The 18,709-nt window shown below is 63.0% G+C and carries 20 protein-coding genes and 1 pseudogene; 7 read left to right on the plus strand and 14 right to left on the minus strand.

Features of this window, described 5'->3' with window-relative positions; all coding sequences use genetic code 11:
• The 5 genes and pseudogenes from X771_RS0134855 to X771_RS141415 all read right to left on the minus strand — a co-directional run.
• Positions 1–236: transposase (locus X771_RS0134855; RefSeq protein ID WP_198025858.1), on the minus strand; the 236-nt coding region annotated here is incomplete at its 3' end.
• Between the two features lie 19 nt (positions 237–255).
• Positions 256–474: pseudogene (locus X771_RS1000000167300) on the minus strand (transposase); the annotation flags it as partial.
• 406 nt (positions 475–880) lie between these two features.
• Positions 881–1,018: a hypothetical protein gene (locus X771_RS1000000168890; protein WP_023689689.1), complete on the minus strand. Its 138-nt coding sequence runs from the start codon at positions 1,016–1,018 to the stop codon at positions 881–883.
• 37 nt (positions 1,019–1,055) lie between these two features.
• The gene (locus X771_RS141420) at positions 1,056–1,322 is read right to left on the minus strand and encodes a hypothetical protein (protein WP_023689690.1); all 267 of its coding nucleotides are present in this window, start codon (positions 1,320–1,322) and stop codon (positions 1,056–1,058) included.
• Positions 1,319–1,588, minus strand: coding sequence for a hypothetical protein (locus X771_RS141415; protein WP_023672014.1), 270 nt, complete (start codon positions 1,586–1,588; stop codon positions 1,319–1,321). Before X771_RS141415 ends, X771_RS141420 begins: the two co-directional genes overlap by 4 nt.
• A 323-nt stretch (positions 1,589–1,911) precedes the next feature.
• Here X771_RS141415 and X771_RS141410 point away from each other — a divergent pair, with 323 nt between their 5' ends.
• Positions 1,912–2,094: a hypothetical protein gene (locus X771_RS141410; RefSeq protein WP_023689691.1), complete on the plus strand. Its 183-nt coding sequence runs from the start codon at positions 1,912–1,914 to the stop codon at positions 2,092–2,094.
• A gap of 203 nt (positions 2,095–2,297) precedes the next feature.
• Entirely contained in the window at positions 2,298–3,932 is a 1,635-nt protein-coding gene (locus X771_RS141405; RefSeq protein ID WP_023689692.1) for a sulfotransferase, read from the plus strand.
• A gap of 7 nt (positions 3,933–3,939) precedes the next feature.
• Here the strand turns inward: X771_RS141405 and X771_RS141400 are convergent, their stop codons facing one another.
• Both X771_RS141400 and X771_RS141395 read right to left on the minus strand, forming a co-directional pair.
• Positions 3,940–4,293, minus strand: coding sequence for a DUF1428 domain-containing protein (locus X771_RS141400; protein WP_023683729.1), 354 nt, complete (start codon positions 4,291–4,293; stop codon positions 3,940–3,942).
• A 71-nt stretch (positions 4,294–4,364) separates the two neighbouring features.
• Positions 4,365–4,793, minus strand: coding sequence for a glyoxalase/bleomycin resistance/extradiol dioxygenase family protein (locus X771_RS141395; RefSeq protein WP_023689693.1), 429 nt, complete (start codon positions 4,791–4,793; stop codon positions 4,365–4,367).
• Positions 4,794–4,993: 200 nt separating this feature from the next.
• On the opposite strand from X771_RS141395, the gene X771_RS141390 reads away from it, so the two are divergent.
• Positions 4,994–5,608 (plus strand): glutathione S-transferase, encoded by a 615-nt coding sequence (locus X771_RS141390; protein WP_023672010.1) that lies wholly within the window; start codon positions 4,994–4,996, stop codon positions 5,606–5,608.
• Between the two features lie 48 nt (positions 5,609–5,656).
• Here the strand turns inward: X771_RS141390 and X771_RS1000000168895 are convergent, their stop codons facing one another.
• The 4 genes from X771_RS1000000168895 to X771_RS141375 form a co-directional block, all read right to left on the minus strand.
• Positions 5,657–5,830 (minus strand): hypothetical protein, encoded by a 174-nt coding sequence (locus X771_RS1000000168895; RefSeq protein ID WP_023672009.1) that lies wholly within the window; start codon positions 5,828–5,830, stop codon positions 5,657–5,659.
• Between the two features lie 147 nt (positions 5,831–5,977).
• Positions 5,978–7,504: an ABC-F family ATP-binding cassette domain-containing protein gene (locus X771_RS141385; RefSeq protein ID WP_023689694.1), complete on the minus strand. Its 1,527-nt coding sequence runs from the start codon at positions 7,502–7,504 to the stop codon at positions 5,978–5,980.
• A 339-nt stretch (positions 7,505–7,843) separates the two neighbouring features.
• Entirely contained in the window at positions 7,844–11,008 is a 3,165-nt protein-coding gene (gene uvrB, locus X771_RS141380; protein ID WP_023689695.1) for an excinuclease ABC subunit UvrB, read from the minus strand.
• Positions 11,009–11,130: 122 nt separating this feature from the next.
• The gene (locus tag X771_RS141375) at positions 11,131–12,396 is read right to left on the minus strand and encodes a hypothetical protein (RefSeq protein WP_023689696.1); all 1,266 of its coding nucleotides are present in this window, start codon (positions 12,394–12,396) and stop codon (positions 11,131–11,133) included.
• Positions 12,397–12,543: 147 nt separating this feature from the next.
• On the opposite strand from X771_RS141375, the gene X771_RS141370 reads away from it, so the two are divergent.
• Both X771_RS141370 and X771_RS141365 read left to right on the plus strand, forming a co-directional pair.
• On the plus strand, positions 12,544–13,590 hold the full coding sequence (locus X771_RS141370) for a CapA family protein (RefSeq protein WP_031203066.1): 1,047 nt from the start codon (positions 12,544–12,546) through the stop codon (positions 13,588–13,590).
• Positions 13,591–13,636: 46 nt separating this feature from the next.
• Positions 13,637–14,605 (plus strand): DUF3137 domain-containing protein, encoded by a 969-nt coding sequence (locus X771_RS141365; RefSeq protein ID WP_023689698.1) that lies wholly within the window; start codon positions 13,637–13,639, stop codon positions 14,603–14,605.
• Positions 14,606–14,721: 116 nt separating this feature from the next.
• Here the strand turns inward: X771_RS141365 and X771_RS01000000165380 are convergent, their stop codons facing one another.
• Positions 14,722–15,093, minus strand: coding sequence for a DUF2314 domain-containing protein (locus X771_RS01000000165380; protein ID WP_245262750.1), 372 nt, complete (start codon positions 15,091–15,093; stop codon positions 14,722–14,724).
• Between the two features lie 223 nt (positions 15,094–15,316).
• Positions 15,317–15,832, minus strand: a complete 516-nt coding sequence (locus X771_RS141360; protein ID WP_023689699.1) for a hypothetical protein — start codon at positions 15,830–15,832, stop codon at positions 15,317–15,319.
• A gap of 285 nt (positions 15,833–16,117) precedes the next feature.
• Between X771_RS141360 and X771_RS141355 the strand changes: the two genes are divergently transcribed.
• Positions 16,118–16,750 (plus strand): hypothetical protein, encoded by a 633-nt coding sequence (locus tag X771_RS141355; protein ID WP_156936031.1) that lies wholly within the window; start codon positions 16,118–16,120, stop codon positions 16,748–16,750.
• Between the two features lie 37 nt (positions 16,751–16,787).
• Here X771_RS141355 and X771_RS1000000169410 read toward each other — a convergent pair whose 3' ends face one another.
• Entirely contained in the window at positions 16,788–16,988 is a 201-nt protein-coding gene (locus X771_RS1000000169410; RefSeq protein WP_023689701.1) for a hypothetical protein, read from the minus strand.
• 774 nt (positions 16,989–17,762) lie between these two features.
• Here X771_RS1000000169410 and X771_RS141345 point away from each other — a divergent pair.
• A complete protein-coding gene (locus X771_RS141345) occupies positions 17,763–18,701 on the plus strand; it encodes a diacylglycerol kinase family protein (protein ID WP_023689702.1) in 939 nt (312 codons plus the stop codon).
• Positions 18,702–18,709 lie beyond the last annotated feature (8 nt).

Raw genomic sequence — 18,709 nt, forward strand, 5'->3', positions numbered from 1 at the left:
ACATACATCTCCGCCAGTGTCGCCACCAAGGCCCGCTCGGAACGCTGGTAGCGCTCGAACAGCTCGGTGGAGAAGCGCCCGGCCCGGTCCTGCGGAACCCGCAGCTCGAGCTTGCCGACCCGCGTCACAAGGGTACGGCCGTAATAGCCCGAGCGATAGCCAAGCCGTTCGGGCGTGCGCTCGCCCTTCGAAGCACCCAGCGCCTCCTCCATCTCGGCCTCGAGAACCTCCTGCATTACCGCACGGATCACTTCNCTTGCCGACCCGCGTCACAAGGGTACGGCCGTAATAGCCCGAGCGATAGCCAAGCCGTTCGGGCGTGCGCTCGCTCTTCGAGGCACCCAGCGCCTCGTCCATCTCGGCCTCAAGCACCTCCTGCATCACCGCACGGAGCACTTCGTGCAATCCATCCGGGTTCGAAAGCAAAATGTCTTTGACGGCAGCGCTGGCGGTCTTAACTTCAGTCTTGGTCATGGTGGCGTTCCTTCGCGGGAATCAGGTGACGTGAACAATCACCAGCCTGCCATGACCGCNCTTCAGTCTTGGTCATGGTGGCGTTCCTTCGCGGGAATCAGGTGACGTGAACAATCACCAGCCTGCCATGACCGCCCCCTCTCAGCGAATTTGCAGAACTCTCAGCACACTACCAAATGCGCAGACGGTCGGGGATCTGCGGCATGGCGAGGCTGTGGAACAGCGCGGTGGCGCCCTGCAGGGCGGCGCGCAGGTTCGGCGCGTCCAGCGATACCTTGTCGAGCGTGGCTTCGTCGGCGTCGCGCGAGCGGCTCGACGAAGAACGTCAAGCAAGCCTCCGTTGCAGAGTTTTGCGCGAGATCGTCAGTCCATTGCAGGCAGGTGCGCCAGGCGCGCCCCTGGCTGGTCAGCCCTTCGACTTCGGCTTCAGGCCGCTCTCGGCCTGCTTGACCGAGGAACCGAACGGGGAGGCGGCCTTGGCCACCACCTTGTCTTTCCTGGGCTTGCGCGTTTCGCGATTGCTGCGCTGCTGACCCTTGGCCATCTGTCTGCTCCTTCGTACGTGCTGGGTGGGTGCGGTGTCAGACGACCTGGCTGTCGGGGACAGCCGGGGCGTCCGCTACTTCGAGGTTGTCTTCCGTGGTGACCCGCTCATAGGTCTCCTCCTCGCTGCGGATGCGATATTGCGGCGAGCCATCCTTGACCGGCAATCTGCTCTTGATCTGAAACAGCTCGGCGGTCTTCTGGGCGAGCCCGCTGCGGCTCTTCATGCGCACGGTCTGGCCGATGGCGAAGAGGTGCGAGGGCGTGTCGGTGCGCGGACGCGCATTCTGCTGGAAGCGGATCATGCTGCGTTCTCCTGGTCGCGCCTCAGCGCTGTTTCGAGTTCGAGGTAGTCGATGGCGACAAGCTGGCTGGTGGCCGGGTTCTTCACCGCCCTTGCCGGCAAATGGATGAAGGTGGCGACGCGACGCCAGGCAAGCCGCGACATGCCCTCGATCAGCTCTTCGTCGTGATCGATGTCATAGTCGCCGGCCGGCAGTTGCCCTTCCAGCCCGCCAAGCACGAAGGGTGCCGCGAAATGGGCGATGGAACGGGTGGTGCGATCCGGCATTGGCTTGGCTCTGGTTCGTCGATGCTTTCCGGCATCAACCGGGAACTCAACCATCGGCGATTGGAATGAGTTTGGCGGGTCGAGTATCTCCGACGCCGCCATATGCCAAGCTTGACCCAAAAAACGATCTCAGACCAATAATCCGAAATTGTTGGTTATTCAAGCTGATTTCCGCCACGGCTCGACCGGTATAAAAAATTTCTCGTATAAACCCCAAATAAATCTGCTATCGTGGAACAATATCAGCCAATTTCTTATTTAGAGAGCATCGGAATAATTATTCCGGTGCCCCTAAGATTATTTTTTACGAAAGGCAAAAATATATGAGATTCATGAAAACGCCGGATCGTCCGACCGCAACAATCGAGCCAATCGTCCTCTTCCCCAAGGCAATATCAGTGCGCCTGACGATAAGAAGCGACGAAGCGGCACGGCGCAAGATTGCCGACACCGACGGCACGCTACGGCGGGAGCGCCGGCTCGCCGAGAGCAACCGGCTGATTTGACCGGGCTGCGCTGCTTTGGGTTCAACCGCAGCAACACCTTGTCCGGACCGAAGAGGATATCCGGCGGCACCCTTGAATCTGTCTCTTCCATGCCTTAGGTCCGGCAAGCGGACAAACACGGCAGGTTTCCCATCAACAGAGATCAGAGAAGAGCGGCGGGTGCTGGAGCTGGCGGACAGCCGCCGCTGGGCCTCGACCAATATGTGCAGCAGGCGCTGCAGCTGCATCAGGCCGGGCGCCGGCAGGAGGCCGAGACGCTGTACCGGCAGGTGCTGGCGCGCAAGGCCAATCACCCGGCAGCGGCGCATTTCCTGGGCCTGTTGCTGCACCAGACCGGGCGCAGCCCCGAAGGGCTGGAGCTAATCGAGCAGTCTGTGCGTCTGCAGCCGAAGAATCCCGATTTCCTCAACAATCTCGGCACGGTGATGCGCGATCTCGGCCGCGTTGCCGCGTCCGCCGATTTCTTCCGCGGCGCGGTCGATCTCAAGCCCGACCAGCTCGCGGCACGCGACAATCTGGGTTCGGCGTTGAAACAGCTCGGCCAGTTCGAGGCTGCGGAGGACATCTATCGCGGCACAATCGGGCGCAATCCCTTCCATGTCCGCGCCCGCATCGGGCTTGCCGAAACGTTGCAGGAAGCCGGTCGTCTGGATGAGGCGCTGGCGACCTTTCGCGAGGCGCTGACGATCCGGCCCAAGGATGCCGACCTGTTGCATGGGCTCGGCGTCGGGCTGATGGAAAAAGGCAAGCTCGATGAAGCGGCAGACCTGTTTCGGCAGGCGTTGGCGATCACGCCAGGCATGGCAAAGGCCTGGCTGATGCTGACGCAGGTCAAGCGCCAGAAGGAGCGCGACGCCGAACTCGCCGGCATGGAGGCCCAGCATGCCAAGGCGCCGGCCGACAGCCTGGCACGCATGCAGCTGTCCTTCGGTCTCGGCAAGGCCAATGACGATTTGAAGGACTATAACAGGGCCTTCGACTATTTCGCTGAAGGCAATGCGATCCGCCGCAAGGGCATCGATTATGATCCGGTCAGGACGCGGGCCGAATTCGAGGCGATGAAGACGGTGTTCAACGCCGGCTTTTTCGAAAAGCACAAGCCAAGTGCAATCTCCGACGACACGCCGATTTTCGTCGTCGGCATGCCGCGCTCCGGCACCACGCTGGTCGAACAGATCATCGCCAGCCATCCACAAGTCTATGGCGCGGGCGAGCTCAGCATGTTGAAAACCGCGGTCGGCAAGCAATTTCCGCTGACCATGCCCGGAGGTTTCCCCTGGGGACTGGTCGATGTATCCGACGCGGAGTTTGCCGTAGCGGGCCAAGCCTATCTCGACATGCTGCATGAGCGCTATCCCAACTTCAGGCATGTCACCGACAAGATGCCCGGCAACTTCCTGCTCATCGGCTTCATCCATATGATGCTGCCGAAAGCCAAGATCATCCATTGCGCGCGCGATGCGGCGGCGACCTGCCTTTCGATCTACAAGGTGCATTTCCGCGGCGACAACCACCGCTACGGCTATGATCTGGGCGAGCTCGCCGATTTCCACAATATCTACACCGACATCATGGCGCATTGGCGCGATGTTCTGCCGGGCGTCGTGCATGACGTGCGTTACGAGGATTTCGTGGCCGACCAGGAGGGACAGACGCGGGCGCTGATCGGGCATCTCGGCCTGTCCTGGGACGACAAGGCGCTGTCGTTCCACGAGACCGACCGCCCGGTGCGCACGGCCTCGGCCGCGCAGGTGCGCCAGCCGATGTATCAGGGCTCGGTCGATCTCTGGAAGCGCTATGGCGACAGGTTGAAGCCGCTGCTGGACAAGCTGGCCTGAGCAGCGGCTAAAGCTCGATGAAGGGCTGGAAACCGCCGAAGATCATGCGCTTCATATCGAAGGGCATAGGCCCCAAATCGGGCGTCAAACGCGGATCGGCCATCACCTTGGCCATTACCGCGTCGCGGCTTTGCCTGGACGAATAGACGGCCCAGGCAAAGACGACGATCTCGTCGTCTTTTGCCTGAACGGCACGCGGAAACGAGGTCAACTCACCATAGGGCACGTCGTCGGCGATACATTCGACATAGGCGAGCGCTCCGTGTTCCTTCCATATCGGGCCTGCGAGGTTGGCCAGCTTCTTGTAGTCATCAATGTTTGCCTTCGGCACGGCGAGCACGAAACCATCGACATAGGACATTGGGTTTTCCTTGGAGTATCTCACAAAGCTCCTTACCGGCGTCAGCCGGTGAGGAGCTTTGTCAGCGGTGGTCAGTCTTTCTTCGCCGGCGCGTTCATCGCCCATTCGACACCGAAGGGGTCGCGCATGTTGCCCCACTGGTCGCCCCAGAACATCAGCTGCAGCGGCACTGCGACTTCGCAGCCGGCACCGACCGCGCGCTTCCACCAGTCATCGATCTCGTCGGCGCCGAGATGGAGCTGCATGGTATAGCCCTGCGGCTTGACGGCGGGCATGCCGTTTTCGGGGTAGAAATCGGAAATCATCAGCGTCGAGCCGTTGATGTGGAGATGGATGTGCATGGTGCGGCCCTGCTCATCGGGCGGATAGAAGAACACCTGTTCGGCGCCGAAAGCCTTCTTGTAGAATTCGGCGGCCTTGAAGGCGCCGTCCAGCTGCAGATAGGGGGTCAATCCACCGAGAACTTTCGCGGCCGGCTGAATGGGGGTCTGGTCGGTCATGTCTTGTTCCTCTTTGGGTTTGGTCTGGGCATTTGGTTTGGCCTTGCGAACCCCAGGACGAACGAGCCGGCCGCGATCCTACATGTCTGATGCGATTTTCTGGCGAAACGAACTTGCGTCGGCGGCGCCCAATCAGAGCGCAATGCTCGCTGTCAGCAGGCTAGAAAGGGGACTGCTCCTTTAACCCCGCTAAGACGACAATGATCCTCTATTACCAGACCCATTCGCCCTTTGCGCGCAAAGCGCTCGTCTTCGCCCATGAGGTCGGGCTTGCCGACCGGCTCGAGGTCATTCATCACGAGACCAGCCCGACCTTGCGCAATGCCAGTGTCTACGCCGAAAACCCGCTCGGCAAGGTGCCGGTGCTGCTGCGGCCGGATGCGCCGCCGCTCTTCGATTCCGATGTCATCTGCGCCTATCTCGATACGCTGCATGACGGCCGCAAATTGCTGCCGCAGGACGGCGAAGCGCGCTGGCAGGCGTTGCGGTTGCAGGCGGTCGCCCAAGGCCTGGCGCAGACGGGCATAGGCCTGCGCTGGGAGACGGAAAGGCGGCCCGAACAGTTGCGCTATGCAGCGCTTGCCGAAGGCTACCGGGAAAAAATCGAGGCCAGCTATGACTGGATCGAAAGCGCGCTGGACGACGAGACACCGCTCCATGTCGGCCATATAGCGCTTGCCACCACGCTGTCCTGGATGGCGTTCCGCCAGCTGCCGTCCTTTCGCGCGCGGGCGCGGCTGACGCGCTGGTTCGAGGCGTTCGAAAAGCGTCGATCGATGCAGGCGACGCCGCTGTCGGGCGATACGCATGACTGAGCAACGGTCGCCCCGCGGCGGCCTGCATCGATCTTTCCCGACCCATGGTCAGGGCGCCCTGCAGATCCGCGGGCCGTTTTGCGCGTCGATGAGGATTTCCGGCCAGCCGATATCCTTGCGCAGTTCGATCGGCAGGGCCAGAAGCTCGCGCTCGCTGCGATAGCGGGCGCGGTTCTGTGCGTAACGGGCGGCGACGCGGCCTATGGATGACAGGATGGACATGATGCGTTCTCCTCAGATGAAGCCGGCATCATCGTGTCGGCATCCCAAGGACGCAGCAGGTTCAGGCGATCCGACAGAGCGCTGAAAATATTCTGGGAGATGTGAAACCATGGGCCGCAACACAGTGCGGCCCATGGTGGTAGTTCCTCAGCCCGCCGTTTCAGCCACTGAGCGGAAGAAATCCTCGGGGTCTTCGACTTCGGTCAGCTTCCGCTTGTCGATCAGCCAGAAGCGGTTGCCGATGGCGCGGATGAAGGAACGGTCGTGCGAGGCGAGCACACAGCTCGCCTGGTGCTTGAGCAGTTCCTCCTCCAGCGCTTCCTGGCCGTCGATGTCGAGATGGTTGGTCGGCTCGTCGAGCAGGTAGAAGTTGGGGTTGGCGAGTCTCAGCGCCAGCATCATCAGCCGCGCCTTCTGGCCGCCGGACAGCACGCCGATCTTCTTCTCCTGCATCTCAATGACAACGCCGGCGCCGGCAAGCAGCGAACGGGCGCGCTGCTCGCCGACATCGTAGCGGCGCGAGACCATGGCCAGCGGCGTGTCGTCGCCACTGATGCCGGCCAGCGCCTGGTCGCTGTAACCGAGCGCCGTCGACGGCGTCACTTTGACGTTCGGCACCGTGTCAGGCTCGGAGATGGCATTGCGGATCAGGTTGACGAAACGCGACTTGCCGACGCCGTTGCGGCCGAGCAGCACGATGCGATCGCCCTGGCAGATGTGGCGCTTGCCGGTCTTGAACAGCAGCATGCCGTCCGGCGTTTCCACCGTGGCGTCGTCCAGCGTAATCAGCACCTTGGCATGGGTGCCGCGGTTGGCCAGCCGGATCGCGCCGGCTGATTTCTCGCGATGCGCCGATACCGCGGCGTCTTCCAGCTTCTCCGCCCGTTCCCTGAGTTGCTTGGTCTTCACCGTCAAAAGGTCGCTGCCGGAATTGATGCCGATGTTGTTGAGCTTGGCGGCCTGCTTGCGCAGTTGCTGCGCCACCTTCATGTCGCGCTCGAACCGGCGCGCCGTCGAAGCGTCCAGGTCGTCGAGCGCTTGCCTCGCCCTGGAATAGGGCAGTGCAAACACCGGCGAGTCCTCCGGGCGCAAGAACAGCGTGCGGTTGGTGACGGCGTCGAGAAAGGCGCGGTCGTGACTGGCGATGACCACCGGCACCTCGCGAGGCAGGGCGTTCAGCCAGCTTTCCAGCTGGCTGATCTTGGCGAGGTCGAGATGGTTGTTGGGCTCGTCGAGCAAAAGCACATCGGGGTCGGTGACCCAGACGCGGGCAATCAGCGCCAGCCGCTGCCATCCGCCGCTCAGCGCCTGCATCGGCCGTTCGCGCATCGGCTCGGGCACGTCGAGCGAATCCAGCGCCACGTCGACCCGCCACATCTCGCTGTCGGCCTGCCCCGCCGGCAAGGCGTCGGCCACCACCTGGTGGAAGCTGCGGCCGAGAAGGGCAGGAGGAACGGATTGTTCGACATGGCCGACGCGCAGGCCGCGCGTGCGGGAAATGTCGCCGGAGGTCGGCTCCATTGCGCCGGTCAGGCACTTCAGCAAGGTCGACTTGCCACGGCCATTGGCGGCAACGATGCCGAGCCGGTCGCCGGTGCCGATGGTGAGGTCGAGGTTGGAAAACAGCGGCGCACTCATGGTGACGCCGAGGGATTTGAGGCTGATCAGGGCCATTGTGATTTCTCTGGTCTTGCCGGTGTCCGGCTCAATGCACTTTGACGGTGCGCGTGCCGGCCATCAGGCTCAGCTTTGCGCACCACGAAGGGCAGACCAAAAAAATCGAAGCGGGAAAAAACCCGTGATGTCCCTGGTCAGCCCTGCAAGCGAACTCGCAGGGCAGAAATCGGGCCACGCTGACGATGGTGATCGATAGACACGCAGCCCTCCTTTCAAGACAAAACTTTGAGTGTGTGGAGCGATTACACCAAAGGCGGGGGTGGAGGCAAGTGGGCGACGGATGCGGCGGTGGTGGAGCGCTCTTCCCTTCTCCCACAAGGGGAGAAGGGAAGAGGTCTATTTCCCCGGCCGTCCCGTCTTGCCCGGCCGGCGCTTTTCGCGGCGGGCGTCGCCTGGGTCTTCGTAGGAGCCGATGCCGGCGCGCTGGCGAATCATTGGCTTGGCGTCGCGATCCTTCGCGCCTGTCCCGCCGGACATCTCCCCCAGCTGGGGGGAGATTGGCTGGGGCTTGGCCGGCATTTTTCCTTCGACCGGCTTTTCGGTCCGCCGAACCGTCATCTCGTCCAGTGAGTTCTTCTTGAACAGGGGCCTAGTCGCGTCGCCCGGAATGCCGAAGTCGGAGCCGTGCGCTTCCTGCGCCGACTGTTTCTTGAACAGCGAGCGCGACACCGCGCCTGACGGCGTCGGCATGTCGGTACCAGGCCCCATATCGTCGATCGACGGCTTGGCAAATAGCGGCTTCTTCACCGGCACGGCGCCCTCGGCACCCATTTCGTCGAGCGCCGGCTTGCGGAAGAGGTTGGACCGGGCAGCCCTGGCCGCCTCTTCAGCCGCGCGTGCGTCGTCGAACTTGCGGAAACGCTCCTGTTCCTCAGCCGTACGGTGCTTGGCCACGCCCTTGTTGTGCTTGCCCTTCTCGCGGCCGGAGACCGGGCTTTCCATGTCGGCGTATTTGGCCAGCGGGTCTTCCGAGATGGACAGTTCCATCTCGCGCAGCCGCTTGATCTCGTCACGGATGCGGGCGGCCTTCTCGAAGTCGAGATTGGCGGCGGCGTCGCGCATCTGCTTTTCCATGGCGTCGAGATGAGCCTTGAGATTGTTGCCCATCATCGCACCGGCGCCGTCGGTGAACTGCGAGATATCGGCGCGGACATGGTCCTTCTCGTAGACCGAGTCCAGAATGTCGGAGATGCGCGACTTCACCGATTCCGGGGTGATGCCGTTGGCCGCGTTCCATTCCATCTGCTTTTCGCGGCGGCGGTTGGTCTCGGCCATCGCCCGCTCCATCGAGCCGGTGACCTGGTCGGCATAGAGGATGACCTTGCCGTCGACGTTGCGGGCGGCGCGACCGATGGTCTGGATCAGCGACGTCTCGGAGCGCAGGAAACCCTCCTTGTCGGCGTCGAGGATGGCGACGAAACCGCATTCAGGAATGTCGAGGCCTTCGCGCAGCAGGTTGATGCCGACCAGCACGTCGAAAGCGCCGAGGCGGAGATCGCGCAGAATCTCGATGCGCTCCAGCGTGTCGATGTCGGAGTGCATGTAGCGAACGCGCACGCCTTGCTCATGCAAATATTCGGTCAGGTCTTCGGCCATGCGCTTGGTCAAAACGGTGACCAGCGTGCGGTAGCCGGCGGCCGTGGTGTCGCGGATTTCGCCGACGACATCGTCGACCTGGCTTTTCGCCGGGCGGACTTCGACCGGCGGATCGATCAGGCCGGTCGGGCGGATGACCTGCTCGGCGAACACGCCGCCGGCCTGTTCCATCTCCCAGGCGCCGGGTGTCGCAGAAACCGCGACGGAGAGCGGACGCATGGCGTCCCATTCCTCGAAGCGCAACGGGCGATTATCCATGCAGGAGGGCAGGCGAAAACCATACTCCGCCAGTGTCGCCTTGCGCCGAAAGTCGCCACGATACATGCCGCCGATCTGCGGCACGGTGACGTGGCTTTCGTCGATGAAGACCAGCGCATTGTCGGGGATATATTCGAACAAAGTCGGCGGCGGATCGCCCGGCTGGCGTCCCGTGAGATAGCGCGAATAGTTCTCGATGCCGGCGCAGGAGCCGGTGGCTTCCAGCATCTCAAGATCGAAGCGGCAGCGCTGTTCGAGCCGCTGTGCCTCCAGCAGGCGGCCGGCGCGCTCGAGCTCGACCAGCCGGTGCTTGAGCTCCTCCTTGATCGACTTGATCGCCTGGTTGAGCGTTGGACGCGGCGTCACATAGTGCGAGTTGGCGTAGATCTTGACGCTCTTCAGCTCGCCGGTCTTCTGGCCTGTGAGCGGATCGAATTCGGTGATCGCCTCGATCTCGTCGCCGAACATCGAGATGCGCCACGCCCGGTCTTCAAGGTGAGCCGGGAAGATTTCGATCGTGTCGCCGCGCACGCGGAACGAGCCGCGGACGAAATTGATGTCCTGGCGTTTGTATTGCTGGGCGACGAGATCCGCGAGCAGAGCCCGCTGGTCGAGCCGGTCGCCGATCTGCATCTGGAAGGTCATCGCCGTGTAGGTCTCGACCGAGCCGATACCGTAGATGCAGGACACCGAGGCGACGATGATGACGTCGTCGCGCTCGAGCAGCGAACGCGTGGCCGAATGGCGCATCCGGTCGATCTGCTCGTTGATCGAGGATTCCTTCTCGATGAAGGTGTCGGTGCGCGGAACGTAGGCTTCCGGCTGGTAGTAGTCGTAGTAGGAGACGAAATACTCGACCGCATTGTCGGGGAAGAATTTCTTGAACTCGGAATAGAGCTGCGCGGCCAGCGTTTTGTTGGGCGCCAGGATCAAAGCAGGGCGCTGCGTCTGCTCGATCACCTTGGCCATGGTGAAGGTTTTGCCGGAGCCGGTGACGCCGAGCAGCACCTGAGTGCGATCATTGTTGTCGACGCCCTCGACAAGATCCTTGATGGCGGTCGGCTGGTCGCCGGCCGGCTCGAAATCCGACACCATCTTGATGGCGATGCCGCCTTCGGATTTTTCCGGGCGGGCAGGGCGGTGCGGCGTCCACAGCACGCCGTCCTTGTGCAGCGGGTTGCCGGATTCGATCAGCGCCGACAGCGCCGCGACCGTCGCGGTGACGCTGCCCGAGGCCATCGTCTCGGCGTCTTCCAGCGAGATGTCGAGACCGGCGACCGGGTTGAGGCCGGCGGCGGTGCGCTCGCGGGCCGTGGCCGCGCCGCCCATCGAGGTGCCGCGCGAACTGCGGCCGGGCGCAGCGGACCGCTCCGGGATCTTTTTCGCGGACTTTGGCGATCTACCATCGCTCTTACCGGTGAGACGGCCTTCCTTCTCGGCCTCCTGCTCGATCTGCTCGGCCCAGTCGGCAATCGAGCCGCTCAGCGGCGCGCCGGTGAAGTCGGCCTGCGGCGCCTCGGCGAAGCCGCCTCTGTGCAGAGGCTCCGAGGCATCGAGGAAATCGGTCAGCGGGCTGCGCCGCTTCGGCGGCGAAGCGCCGTTGTCACCCGCCGGAGACGGTGTCTTTTTGTCAGGGAGTTTGGCCATGCCCCAAATATGGGCAGAGTCCGCCAAAATGGAAAGAGTGCAGTGGCGAAGGGCGCTAAGCGGGTCGAAGCTCCTGACACAAGGGTGTCAGGAGCTGTGTTACGCGAAGCCAGGCCGCCTGCTCAATTGAACCACAGCGCGAAGGTCAAAAACCCACCGCCACCGAACTGGCGCTGGATCTGGTCGAACTCGCCGCTGGTCACGATCTCACCGCTCTCGAGGTAGGGCGCGATGGCCGGGCCGGTAATCGACAGCACGAGGTCGAAAGGCTTCGGTTCTTCGAAGAAACGCTTCATGTTGATGCCCTGGCCGGTGCTGGCCGTGATGCGGAAATGCGGCAGCAGCTTGCGGCCTTCCAAAAGGTCTTCGGCCATGGTCAGAGTGGCGAGCCAGGCCTCGACCTGCTCCTCGCCGACTTCGAGCCCGGTGAGCGGGTTCTCGCCCTTCTGCTGCGGTCCCGGCAGCCATTCGCGGTCATTGTCGGTCTCGGCGCGGATCGCCTTCCAGTCCTCGCGCGACAGCCGGATGATTTCGAGCAGATGGCGGCGCGCCGCTTGACGGCGCTCGGGCTCGACCACCGACCAGTTGACGAGGTGAACCATGGAGATGAAATCCGCGATGCGCCATTCCGATGAGAAGATGCTGCTGCCCATGTCGCCGGCGGGAGGCACGAGAATGTCCTGCAGCGGCAGTTTGGCGCGCGGAAACAGCATGTGGAACGAGCCGTCGAACATGGTCCTGAAATCATGCGCCAGCCAGAAATCGGCCTGCGCCATCAGGAATTCGGCATAGCCCTGCAGCCAGAAACCGTCGGCGCGGTCGAAGCGGAATGTGAGCGAGGAAGCGGCGCCGTCCGACGAGATACCGCCGCGCGACAGCGAGGCCATGATGGCGGCCATGCTTTCATCCGGCGCGATGGCGCCGTCTTCGTTGAGATCGATGCCGGCATGGGTGAGGTCGACGACCATGCCGATATCGGCATCGGCGGGTACCGAGCCCAGAGTGGCCGCGGATGTCTCCAGCCGGTCGCGGAAGGCGACCAGAATGGCGCGGAACTGCTCATAGGTCAGCGGTTCGGGATCGGGATTGTCCGGAATCGGCAGCCGCATCAGCGGCAGCATGAAGGATTGCGGGCTTTCGAACCCGTGGCGGTGCAGGCCGCCGGCCAGGATTTCCAGGGCGGTGAAGAATTCGCCGGCGCCGGCGGCGTAGGCTGACGCCGGATCGCCTTTCGCTGCAGACTCAAGCGTTGTGAGCGCACGGTTGCGCTCAGCCACCGTTTTGGCCTCGAACAGCGCGGTCGCCTTTTCGGGCGCGGCGGCGCGGGCCGACGATAAAGGCAGCAACAGGAGGAAGGCGGACGCCAGCAGGCCTGCAAAACGTGTCATCTCATTCCTCCACTATGCCATTGCGCAGACATTACACGCATTTGGCGCCGTGTCTGCCGGCGGCAGTGTTTCAAGGACTGACGGTCGACACTCCCCGGGCAGACCGTCTACACAAGCTAACCGATTGGGCAAACGATTGGGCGTCGCGTGTCGAACTATCCGCTTTCCTACACACTGTCATGGCTGCCGCGCTTCCTGAAACCGTCGCTTGGCGGCGATGTCAGGGATTTTGCGCCGATCGCGGCAACGACACTCATTGATCCACCGCCAGGGCGGAAGGTGCGGCTGGCCTTTGTCGGCGATATTTCGGCCGTGGCCAACCATAGTGCGCCGGAGTGCGATCCGGATATCGCAAAGCTGCTGGGATCGGCCGACCTGGTGATCGGCAATTGCGAAAGTCCGGTCGTCGAGCGGCCGAGCGTGGCGTTTGGCACGCGGCTTGGCACGCACCATGCGATGAGCGAGCGGTTTCTTGCCGCGGCGCTTGCCGCCGTAGGCATCGCGCGTGAAAAGCTCGTGCTGTCGCTGGCCAACAACCATGTGCTCGACCAGGGCGTCGCCGGTTTCGACGAGACCGTTGCGGCGTTGAAGCGGCTTGGAATCCGCACCATCGGCACCGCGAAAAAAGGACCGGTCGAGCAGGTCAAGGCCGGGCCGCTGACGATCGGCTTTGCCGCCTTCACACTGTGGCGCAATGGTGACGCCGGGCCATTCACCGAGCTTGTCTCGATGCAAGGCGATCCGGCGGCATGGCCGAGAGGCGCGGCCGACAAGAACATCGATCTCACCTGTGCGGTGCCGCACTGGGACTGGGAGTTCCGGCATTTTCCGCAGCCGCAAACGCAAACGCTGGCGAGGTTGCTGGCCGGTCACGGCGTGGGGCTGATTGCCGGGCACCACGCCCATGTCGTGCAGCCGGTGCAATGGGTCGGCAAGACGCTCGTGGCTTACGGGCTTGGCGACTTCCTCGGCACGGCGCTGGCGCGGCAGCCCTGGCCCGGCCGCATCGCCGGCATTTTCGTCGTCGATGTCAGCGCCGATCTCGGCATGCGCGGTGCGATCGCCGGGTACCGGATGCATCCCTTCATGCGGCTGCGCGCAGGCGGGCATGAGCGGCTGGTTCCGGTCGAGGCGCTGACTGGCCGGGTGAAGGGCAAGGTCCAGGCCAGGCTGAAGGCGATCTTTGGCGACTGACAACTTTCCCGTTATCATAGGTATAATAGGACTTTGCGAGGGGGCGATGGAAGCAGCTGAGTTCATGCCTGATGAAGCGGTGGTCGCCGGCATCAGGAAGAATATCGAGATCTATGAGGCTGGACGGGCTTCGGCCTACCGCCAGGTGCGCTGGCGGGTGCCGGTGTTTCTGGGGCTGCTGCTGGTTTTTGTCGTGCTGGTGGCCTGGCTGTTCAACAAGGTCGCCGACTTGAACGAGCAATGGTTCTCGACGCCGCATGTGTTCCTCTATGTCGGCGGTTTCTTCGCGGCGCTGCTGCTGTACTTCCTGGCGATCAGGCCGGCGACGCGGCTGCAGCAATCGTTCCGTGACACGCTGCTGCCGATCATCTTCGGCTTCATCAGGGATGTGCGCTATCAGCACAGCGTGACGCCGAATTCCTTCGACCGGCTGCCGCGCGCCGTGGTCGGCGCCTTCAACCGGCAGAGCTTCGACGACATCGTGTCAGGCCGCTACGAGGATTTTCCGTTCGAGCTCTACGAGGCGGAGTTGCGCCAAGGTTCGGGCAAAGGCTCGTCGACGGTCTTCAAGGGCGTCGTCGTCGCCTTCGAGACCATTGCGCCGTTCCCCGGCATATTGGTCGCGACGCGCCGCAGCAACGCGGTGGTCGGTTTCTTCCGCGGCATCTTCGCCGGCAAGATGCAGGAACTGTCCAGCGGCGATCCGCTGCTCGACGGCGACTACGAATTTCGCACCGACAATGTCGCCGCCGCGCAGCCGCTGGTGAGCGGCCGGTTGGCGCAGGCGCTGAAATGGCTGCACGAGACATGGCGCGATGATCCGGCGCGGGTGGCACTTAATGGCAGCGATGGTTTCCTGCTCTTGCCGCAGCCGAAGAATTTCTTCGAACTGCCCGCCATTTCCGTGCCACTCGATTACACCAAGCACATCGCCCCGATGATCGCCGATATGGGCGCGATCTTGGCGACCGCGGCGCTGGTGCGCAAGACCGGCGCGACGGATGGCGAGGCCTAAAGCGCCGCGCGTCGAAACGAATTCATGCGACGCGCTTCAGGTCTTGTTTTCATGCATATCGTTGCCCCAAAACGGCGGTCCTGTTTGGGCGCATGCATTAGCCAGGCTGCCGCGCGTCAGCAGGCGAAGCCGTAGTTCTGGCGATAATATTCGACGTCTTCTTGCGCCATCGTCTTGAACATCACGCAGACGGTGAAGCTGCCGACCTGGCGACCGTTTCTGGTGTAGCCCCAGTCGGAAATATCGTCCCGGTTGAATTCGAGTTCCTGGCCGGCCACGACATTGTGCACCGCTTGCGGCTCATTGGCCAATGTTCCTGCAAATCCGGTCGAGGTCTTGTGGAAGGGGATGATCCAGAAATGCTCCGAGGCGTCTCCGTCCCTGACCTCGACTTTCAATTTGTAGCTGGTTGTCCCGGCTGGCGGCGCATCCGACAAGGACAGGAATTCATCGAGGCTGGCGCGCGCCTGCGCAATGGCCGCCGCCATGTCCGGATCGTCCCTGGCGACCCCTACAACCTTGTCGCCGCCCTGGCCGGAATCCTGCGCACCCGGCCGGAATCGGCGCCAAGGCCAGCATCAGGGACAGCATGGTTCGAACTGCATGCTTCATGAAATGGCGCTCCTGCGTGTCGATGCTGACACCATCATGCATCTATCTGGAGTTTTCAACGGCAGTGCGACAGCGTGGTATGGTCCGGCGGCAGGCCGCTCACAACCCGCTCGGCACCAGCCCTGCCAGCCAGTTCGCGGACCGCTTGGCCATGCCGACCGTTGCCGACGCGACGCGGCCGAGATCTGTCTTCACCACGGCGTAGCCGTTCCTGGTGCGGTAGAGCATGCCTGTTCCGCCATCGACCACTTGCTCGTAGGCGACGGGCCGTGCCGCTGCTGCCTCCATGGCCGTCGTCGGGGAGCCGACGGAAACGCTCGGCCGATGGCTCAGTTCCGGCGGCAACGGGGTTTGGACATTCCGGCTGGCCGGCTTCAGTTCCGGGCGGGATGCGGCCGCCGCCAGTTGCGAAGAAGACGCCGACCCCTTGCTGCGGCATATGCCGGAGACCAGCGGATAGTCGAAGTTCTTCTGGTGCAGCATCTGGCTTTTCATCGCCGCTTCGCAGTCGGCGATAGTCGCCCACTTCGCCGGCGTCTCGCCGATATATTCGCAAAGCTTGGCGTCGCAGTCGCAGCCGACAATGGTCATGGCGACAAGGGCGGTCTTGATCACGGTCTTGTCCTTCGGATTGCCCCCCGGCAGCCAGTCCTTCCATCGCGCGCGAACAAGGCGGGATTTTGGCCGCGATCACGCGATGAGCCGGGGGATGCGTTTTCGGGTACGGCTCACTATAGGTGGATTTCGAGACACCCGGTAGCAGATAGGGCGGGAGCGTGATGCATTTGCAGGAAGAAGCCTGAATAAATCTTGTCGGCTATGGCGGCGACAACTGTTTCTTGGCCCGGTTTTCTACTACGATACTCACGGGGCGATACAACAATATAGGAGGGGTTTGTCATGGGAAGAATTGTCCGGTCCGCTGAGCCTGTGCCGAAAAGGGATTCGACGCTCGAGGGCATTCCAGGCGATGCTCCGCTCGGCGTCGACGATGACAAGCAAGAAGATCAAGGATCGAAAGGCGGCGACGGCTATCTCGACCGGGTTGCGAAGTACGTGCCTGCCGAAGTCGTGGCATTTTTCATCTTCGTCAACTCCATCCTGGTCAATGCCACTGAGCAGCCGGTTGCCAAGGCGTTGACCGATGCGGTGGCGGAAGAGACCAAAGGCAATCCGGGGGACATTCCGGGTAAGGTGCAGGCAGCCATCTATAAGATTGAAATGGCCGGTATCAGCGTCTGGACCATTTCATGGATCATGTTGATCGTCGCGCTGGCGATGACGCCGGTGTATCTGAAATCGGTCAGCGATTCAGCCAACAATGCGGAGGCTCCGGGAGCCAACATCGTCATGTCGATGCTCGCCTTCCCATTCTGGGCCTATGCCGTCAACGCGCTGGCCCTCAGGCCGTGGCATGACGGTGCGCTGGCCAGCATCATGCTCGCCACCTTCACGCTCATCAGCGGCGCCATACGGCCGGAATATATAAACGCTGGCCTCAATTTGATCCCGGGCATCGGCCCGAAGAAGTAGCTCGGCCCGCCGGGCAGGCCGCGTGCAGGGCGCGTCTTCAGTCGTAGACGTATTCCAGCCTGGTGCCTGCTTCGAACAGCGCCGGCAGCACGATGTGCAGCTTGCGCACGGCGACGATCAGCCGGTGCGACGGGTGGCCGGATCGATCGGAACCGGTTGGCTGAACGGCGTGCGGGAGCCTTTGGGCGGAGCGAAGTCCGCCGCCGAAACACGGTGAGCATGATCGCGTCGTTGCCACCGATCTCGACGAAGGACACGCCTCTGTCGATCAGGCGCGGGATCATGTCGGTGAATTGCTGACCGCGCCTGGTGATGAATTGGTGCCGTCAGCGCCGAAATCGCGTTCCAGCAAAGTATCGGCTTCTTACGCGTCGCTTCGCCGACCGGACCCTTGGCCCAAAAGACAGTCGGCGCCGGGATTTCTCCCGGCGCCTCCCTGTCAGATCAGGACACGGTCGCGGCAGCAACTTCCGCAAAGTCGTCGCGCCATGCCGGCCTTGATTTTGACGGTCCTGCCAGTCACCGCCCGAGGGCAGTGCCCGTTCCAGACCACGCCGTTCTCCACCCTTGCGAGCTTCGTTCGGCGCGCCATCGAAGGTTTTCGCCGTCCTTCATGGCAGCATCGGTCCGCCGTTGGCGTTCGCACGCTTTCCGCGGCCCCGTAGGTCTCGGCATCCGTCCCTCGAACAGGCAAGCCTGCTCTCGCTTCGGGCCGTACGGGCCTCAGGAAATCCGCCTTTTCGCTTTGCCTTTCGGCGTGGCGATCGGTAGCCGCCTGAGATGGGCTAAACTTACGCCGGGTAAGGGTTTTGGGGAATGGGCGTGAGCCTGTGGATAACGGGATTATCGGGGATCGTTTGCCACAAAGCTCGGAATTTCGACTCCAGCTGCATTAGACAGCCCGCCCGCTTTTTGGCGCCTGATCGGCTGTGCCCCTTGCTCCGCCGGCTGGCGCGGGCTTCAATGCCGGCAAAGCATCGAGCCTATCGGCTCGGTGCGGGGAGGGTGCGCATTGAAAGTCGGGGTGGTGCTCAATCCGATTGCCGGCGGCGGCCGGCTGAAACGGCATTGGCCGGAGGTGGCTGCTTCGCTGAAAAAGCATTTCGGCGAATTCGAGCTGCGCGAGACGCAGGCCGAGGGCGACGCCGAAAGGTTGGCGCTCGACCTGGCGGCAAGCGGCTTCGAGCTGGTGATCGCGGCCGGCGGCGACGGCACCGCCAGCGAGGTGGCCGACGGATTGCTGCAGGCATTCGATGAGAGCGGCCGGACAACCGAACTTGGCTTGCTGCCTTGCGGCACCGGCATCGATTTCGCGCGCGGGCTCGGGCTGCCGAAAGAGGTGGATGCGGTGCTGAAGCGGATCGCCGAAGCCAAGGCGCGCAAGGTCGATGCCGGGCGCATCTGCTACATCGACGACCATGGCGCGCTGGCCAGCCGGCACTTCATCAATATCGCCAGCCTCGGCCTATCCGGCGCCACGGACCGTGCGGTCAATGCCGACAAGCGCAAGGGCAGGATGTCGGCCAAGGCGCTGTTTTTCTGGCGCACCGTGGTCGAGTTCATCCGCTACCGCTTCCAGGACGTCAGGATCACCGTCGACGATGGCACCCCGGTCGAGGCGCGCATGGCGCTGGTGGCGGTCGCCAACGGAAAGTTCTTCGGCGGCGGCATGATGATCGCCCCGGACGCCGAACTCGCCGACGGCCAGTTCGACATCGTCATCCTGCGCGCGGCCGGCAAGCTGAAGCTGATCTGGGATATTCGGCTGCTCTATGGCGGCCGGCACCGCAACCATCCCGCCATCACCATATTGCGTGGCCGGAAAGTGGTGGTCGAACCTATCGGCGATGTCGAGAAGAACGGCGCGCTGGTCGACATAGATGGCGAGTCGCCGGGGCGTATACCCGCGACGTTTGAGATCCTGCCCGGAGCGCTGACGCTGAGATATTGAATCAAGGC

The sequence above is a fragment of the Mesorhizobium sp. LSJC269B00 genome (assembly GCF_000502815.1).
Classification (GTDB): Bacteria; Pseudomonadota; Alphaproteobacteria; order Rhizobiales; family Rhizobiaceae; genus Mesorhizobium.

Bases quoted from the DNA above. Each gene is read 5' to 3' on its own strand.
- X771_RS141415 (WP_023672014.1), bottom strand. From the start codon at position 1,588: ATGCCGGATCGCACCACCCGTTCCATCGCCCATTTCGCGGCACCCTTC.
- X771_RS01000000165380 (WP_245262750.1), bottom strand. From the start codon at position 15,093: ATGGCGGCGGCCATTGCGCAGGCGCGCGCCAGCCTCGATGAATTCCTG.
- X771_RS1000000168895 (WP_023672009.1), bottom strand. From the start codon at position 5,830: ATGTCCATCCTGTCATCCATAGGCCGCGTCGCCGCCCGTTACGCACAG.
- X771_RS141400 (WP_023683729.1), bottom strand. From the start codon at position 4,293: ATGTCCTATGTCGATGGTTTCGTGCTCGCCGTGCCGAAGGCAAACATT.
- uvrB (WP_023689695.1), bottom strand. From the start codon at position 11,008: ATGGCCAAACTCCCTGACAAAAAGACACCGTCTCCGGCGGGTGACAAC.
- X771_RS141395 (WP_023689693.1), bottom strand. From the start codon at position 4,793: ATGACCGACCAGACCCCCATTCAGCCGGCCGCGAAAGTTCTCGGTGGA.
- X771_RS141410 (WP_023689691.1), top strand. From the start codon at position 1,912: ATGAGATTCATGAAAACGCCGGATCGTCCGACCGCAACAATCGAGCCA.
- X771_RS141385 (WP_023689694.1), bottom strand. From the start codon at position 7,504: ATGGCCCTGATCAGCCTCAAATCCCTCGGCGTCACCATGAGTGCGCCG.
- X771_RS141420 (WP_023689690.1), bottom strand. From the start codon at position 1,322: ATGATCCGCTTCCAGCAGAATGCGCGTCCGCGCACCGACACGCCCTCG.
- X771_RS141375 (WP_023689696.1), bottom strand. From the start codon at position 12,396: ATGACACGTTTTGCAGGCCTGCTGGCGTCCGCCTTCCTCCTGTTGCTG.
- X771_RS141365 (WP_023689698.1), top strand. From the start codon at position 13,637: ATGGAAGCAGCTGAGTTCATGCCTGATGAAGCGGTGGTCGCCGGCATC.
- X771_RS1000000168890 (WP_023689689.1), bottom strand. From the start codon at position 1,018: ATGGCCAAGGGTCAGCAGCGCAGCAATCGCGAAACGCGCAAGCCCAGG.
- X771_RS141355 (WP_156936031.1), top strand. From the start codon at position 16,118: ATGGGAAGAATTGTCCGGTCCGCTGAGCCTGTGCCGAAAAGGGATTCG.
- X771_RS141390 (WP_023672010.1), top strand. From the start codon at position 4,994: ATGATCCTCTATTACCAGACCCATTCGCCCTTTGCGCGCAAAGCGCTC.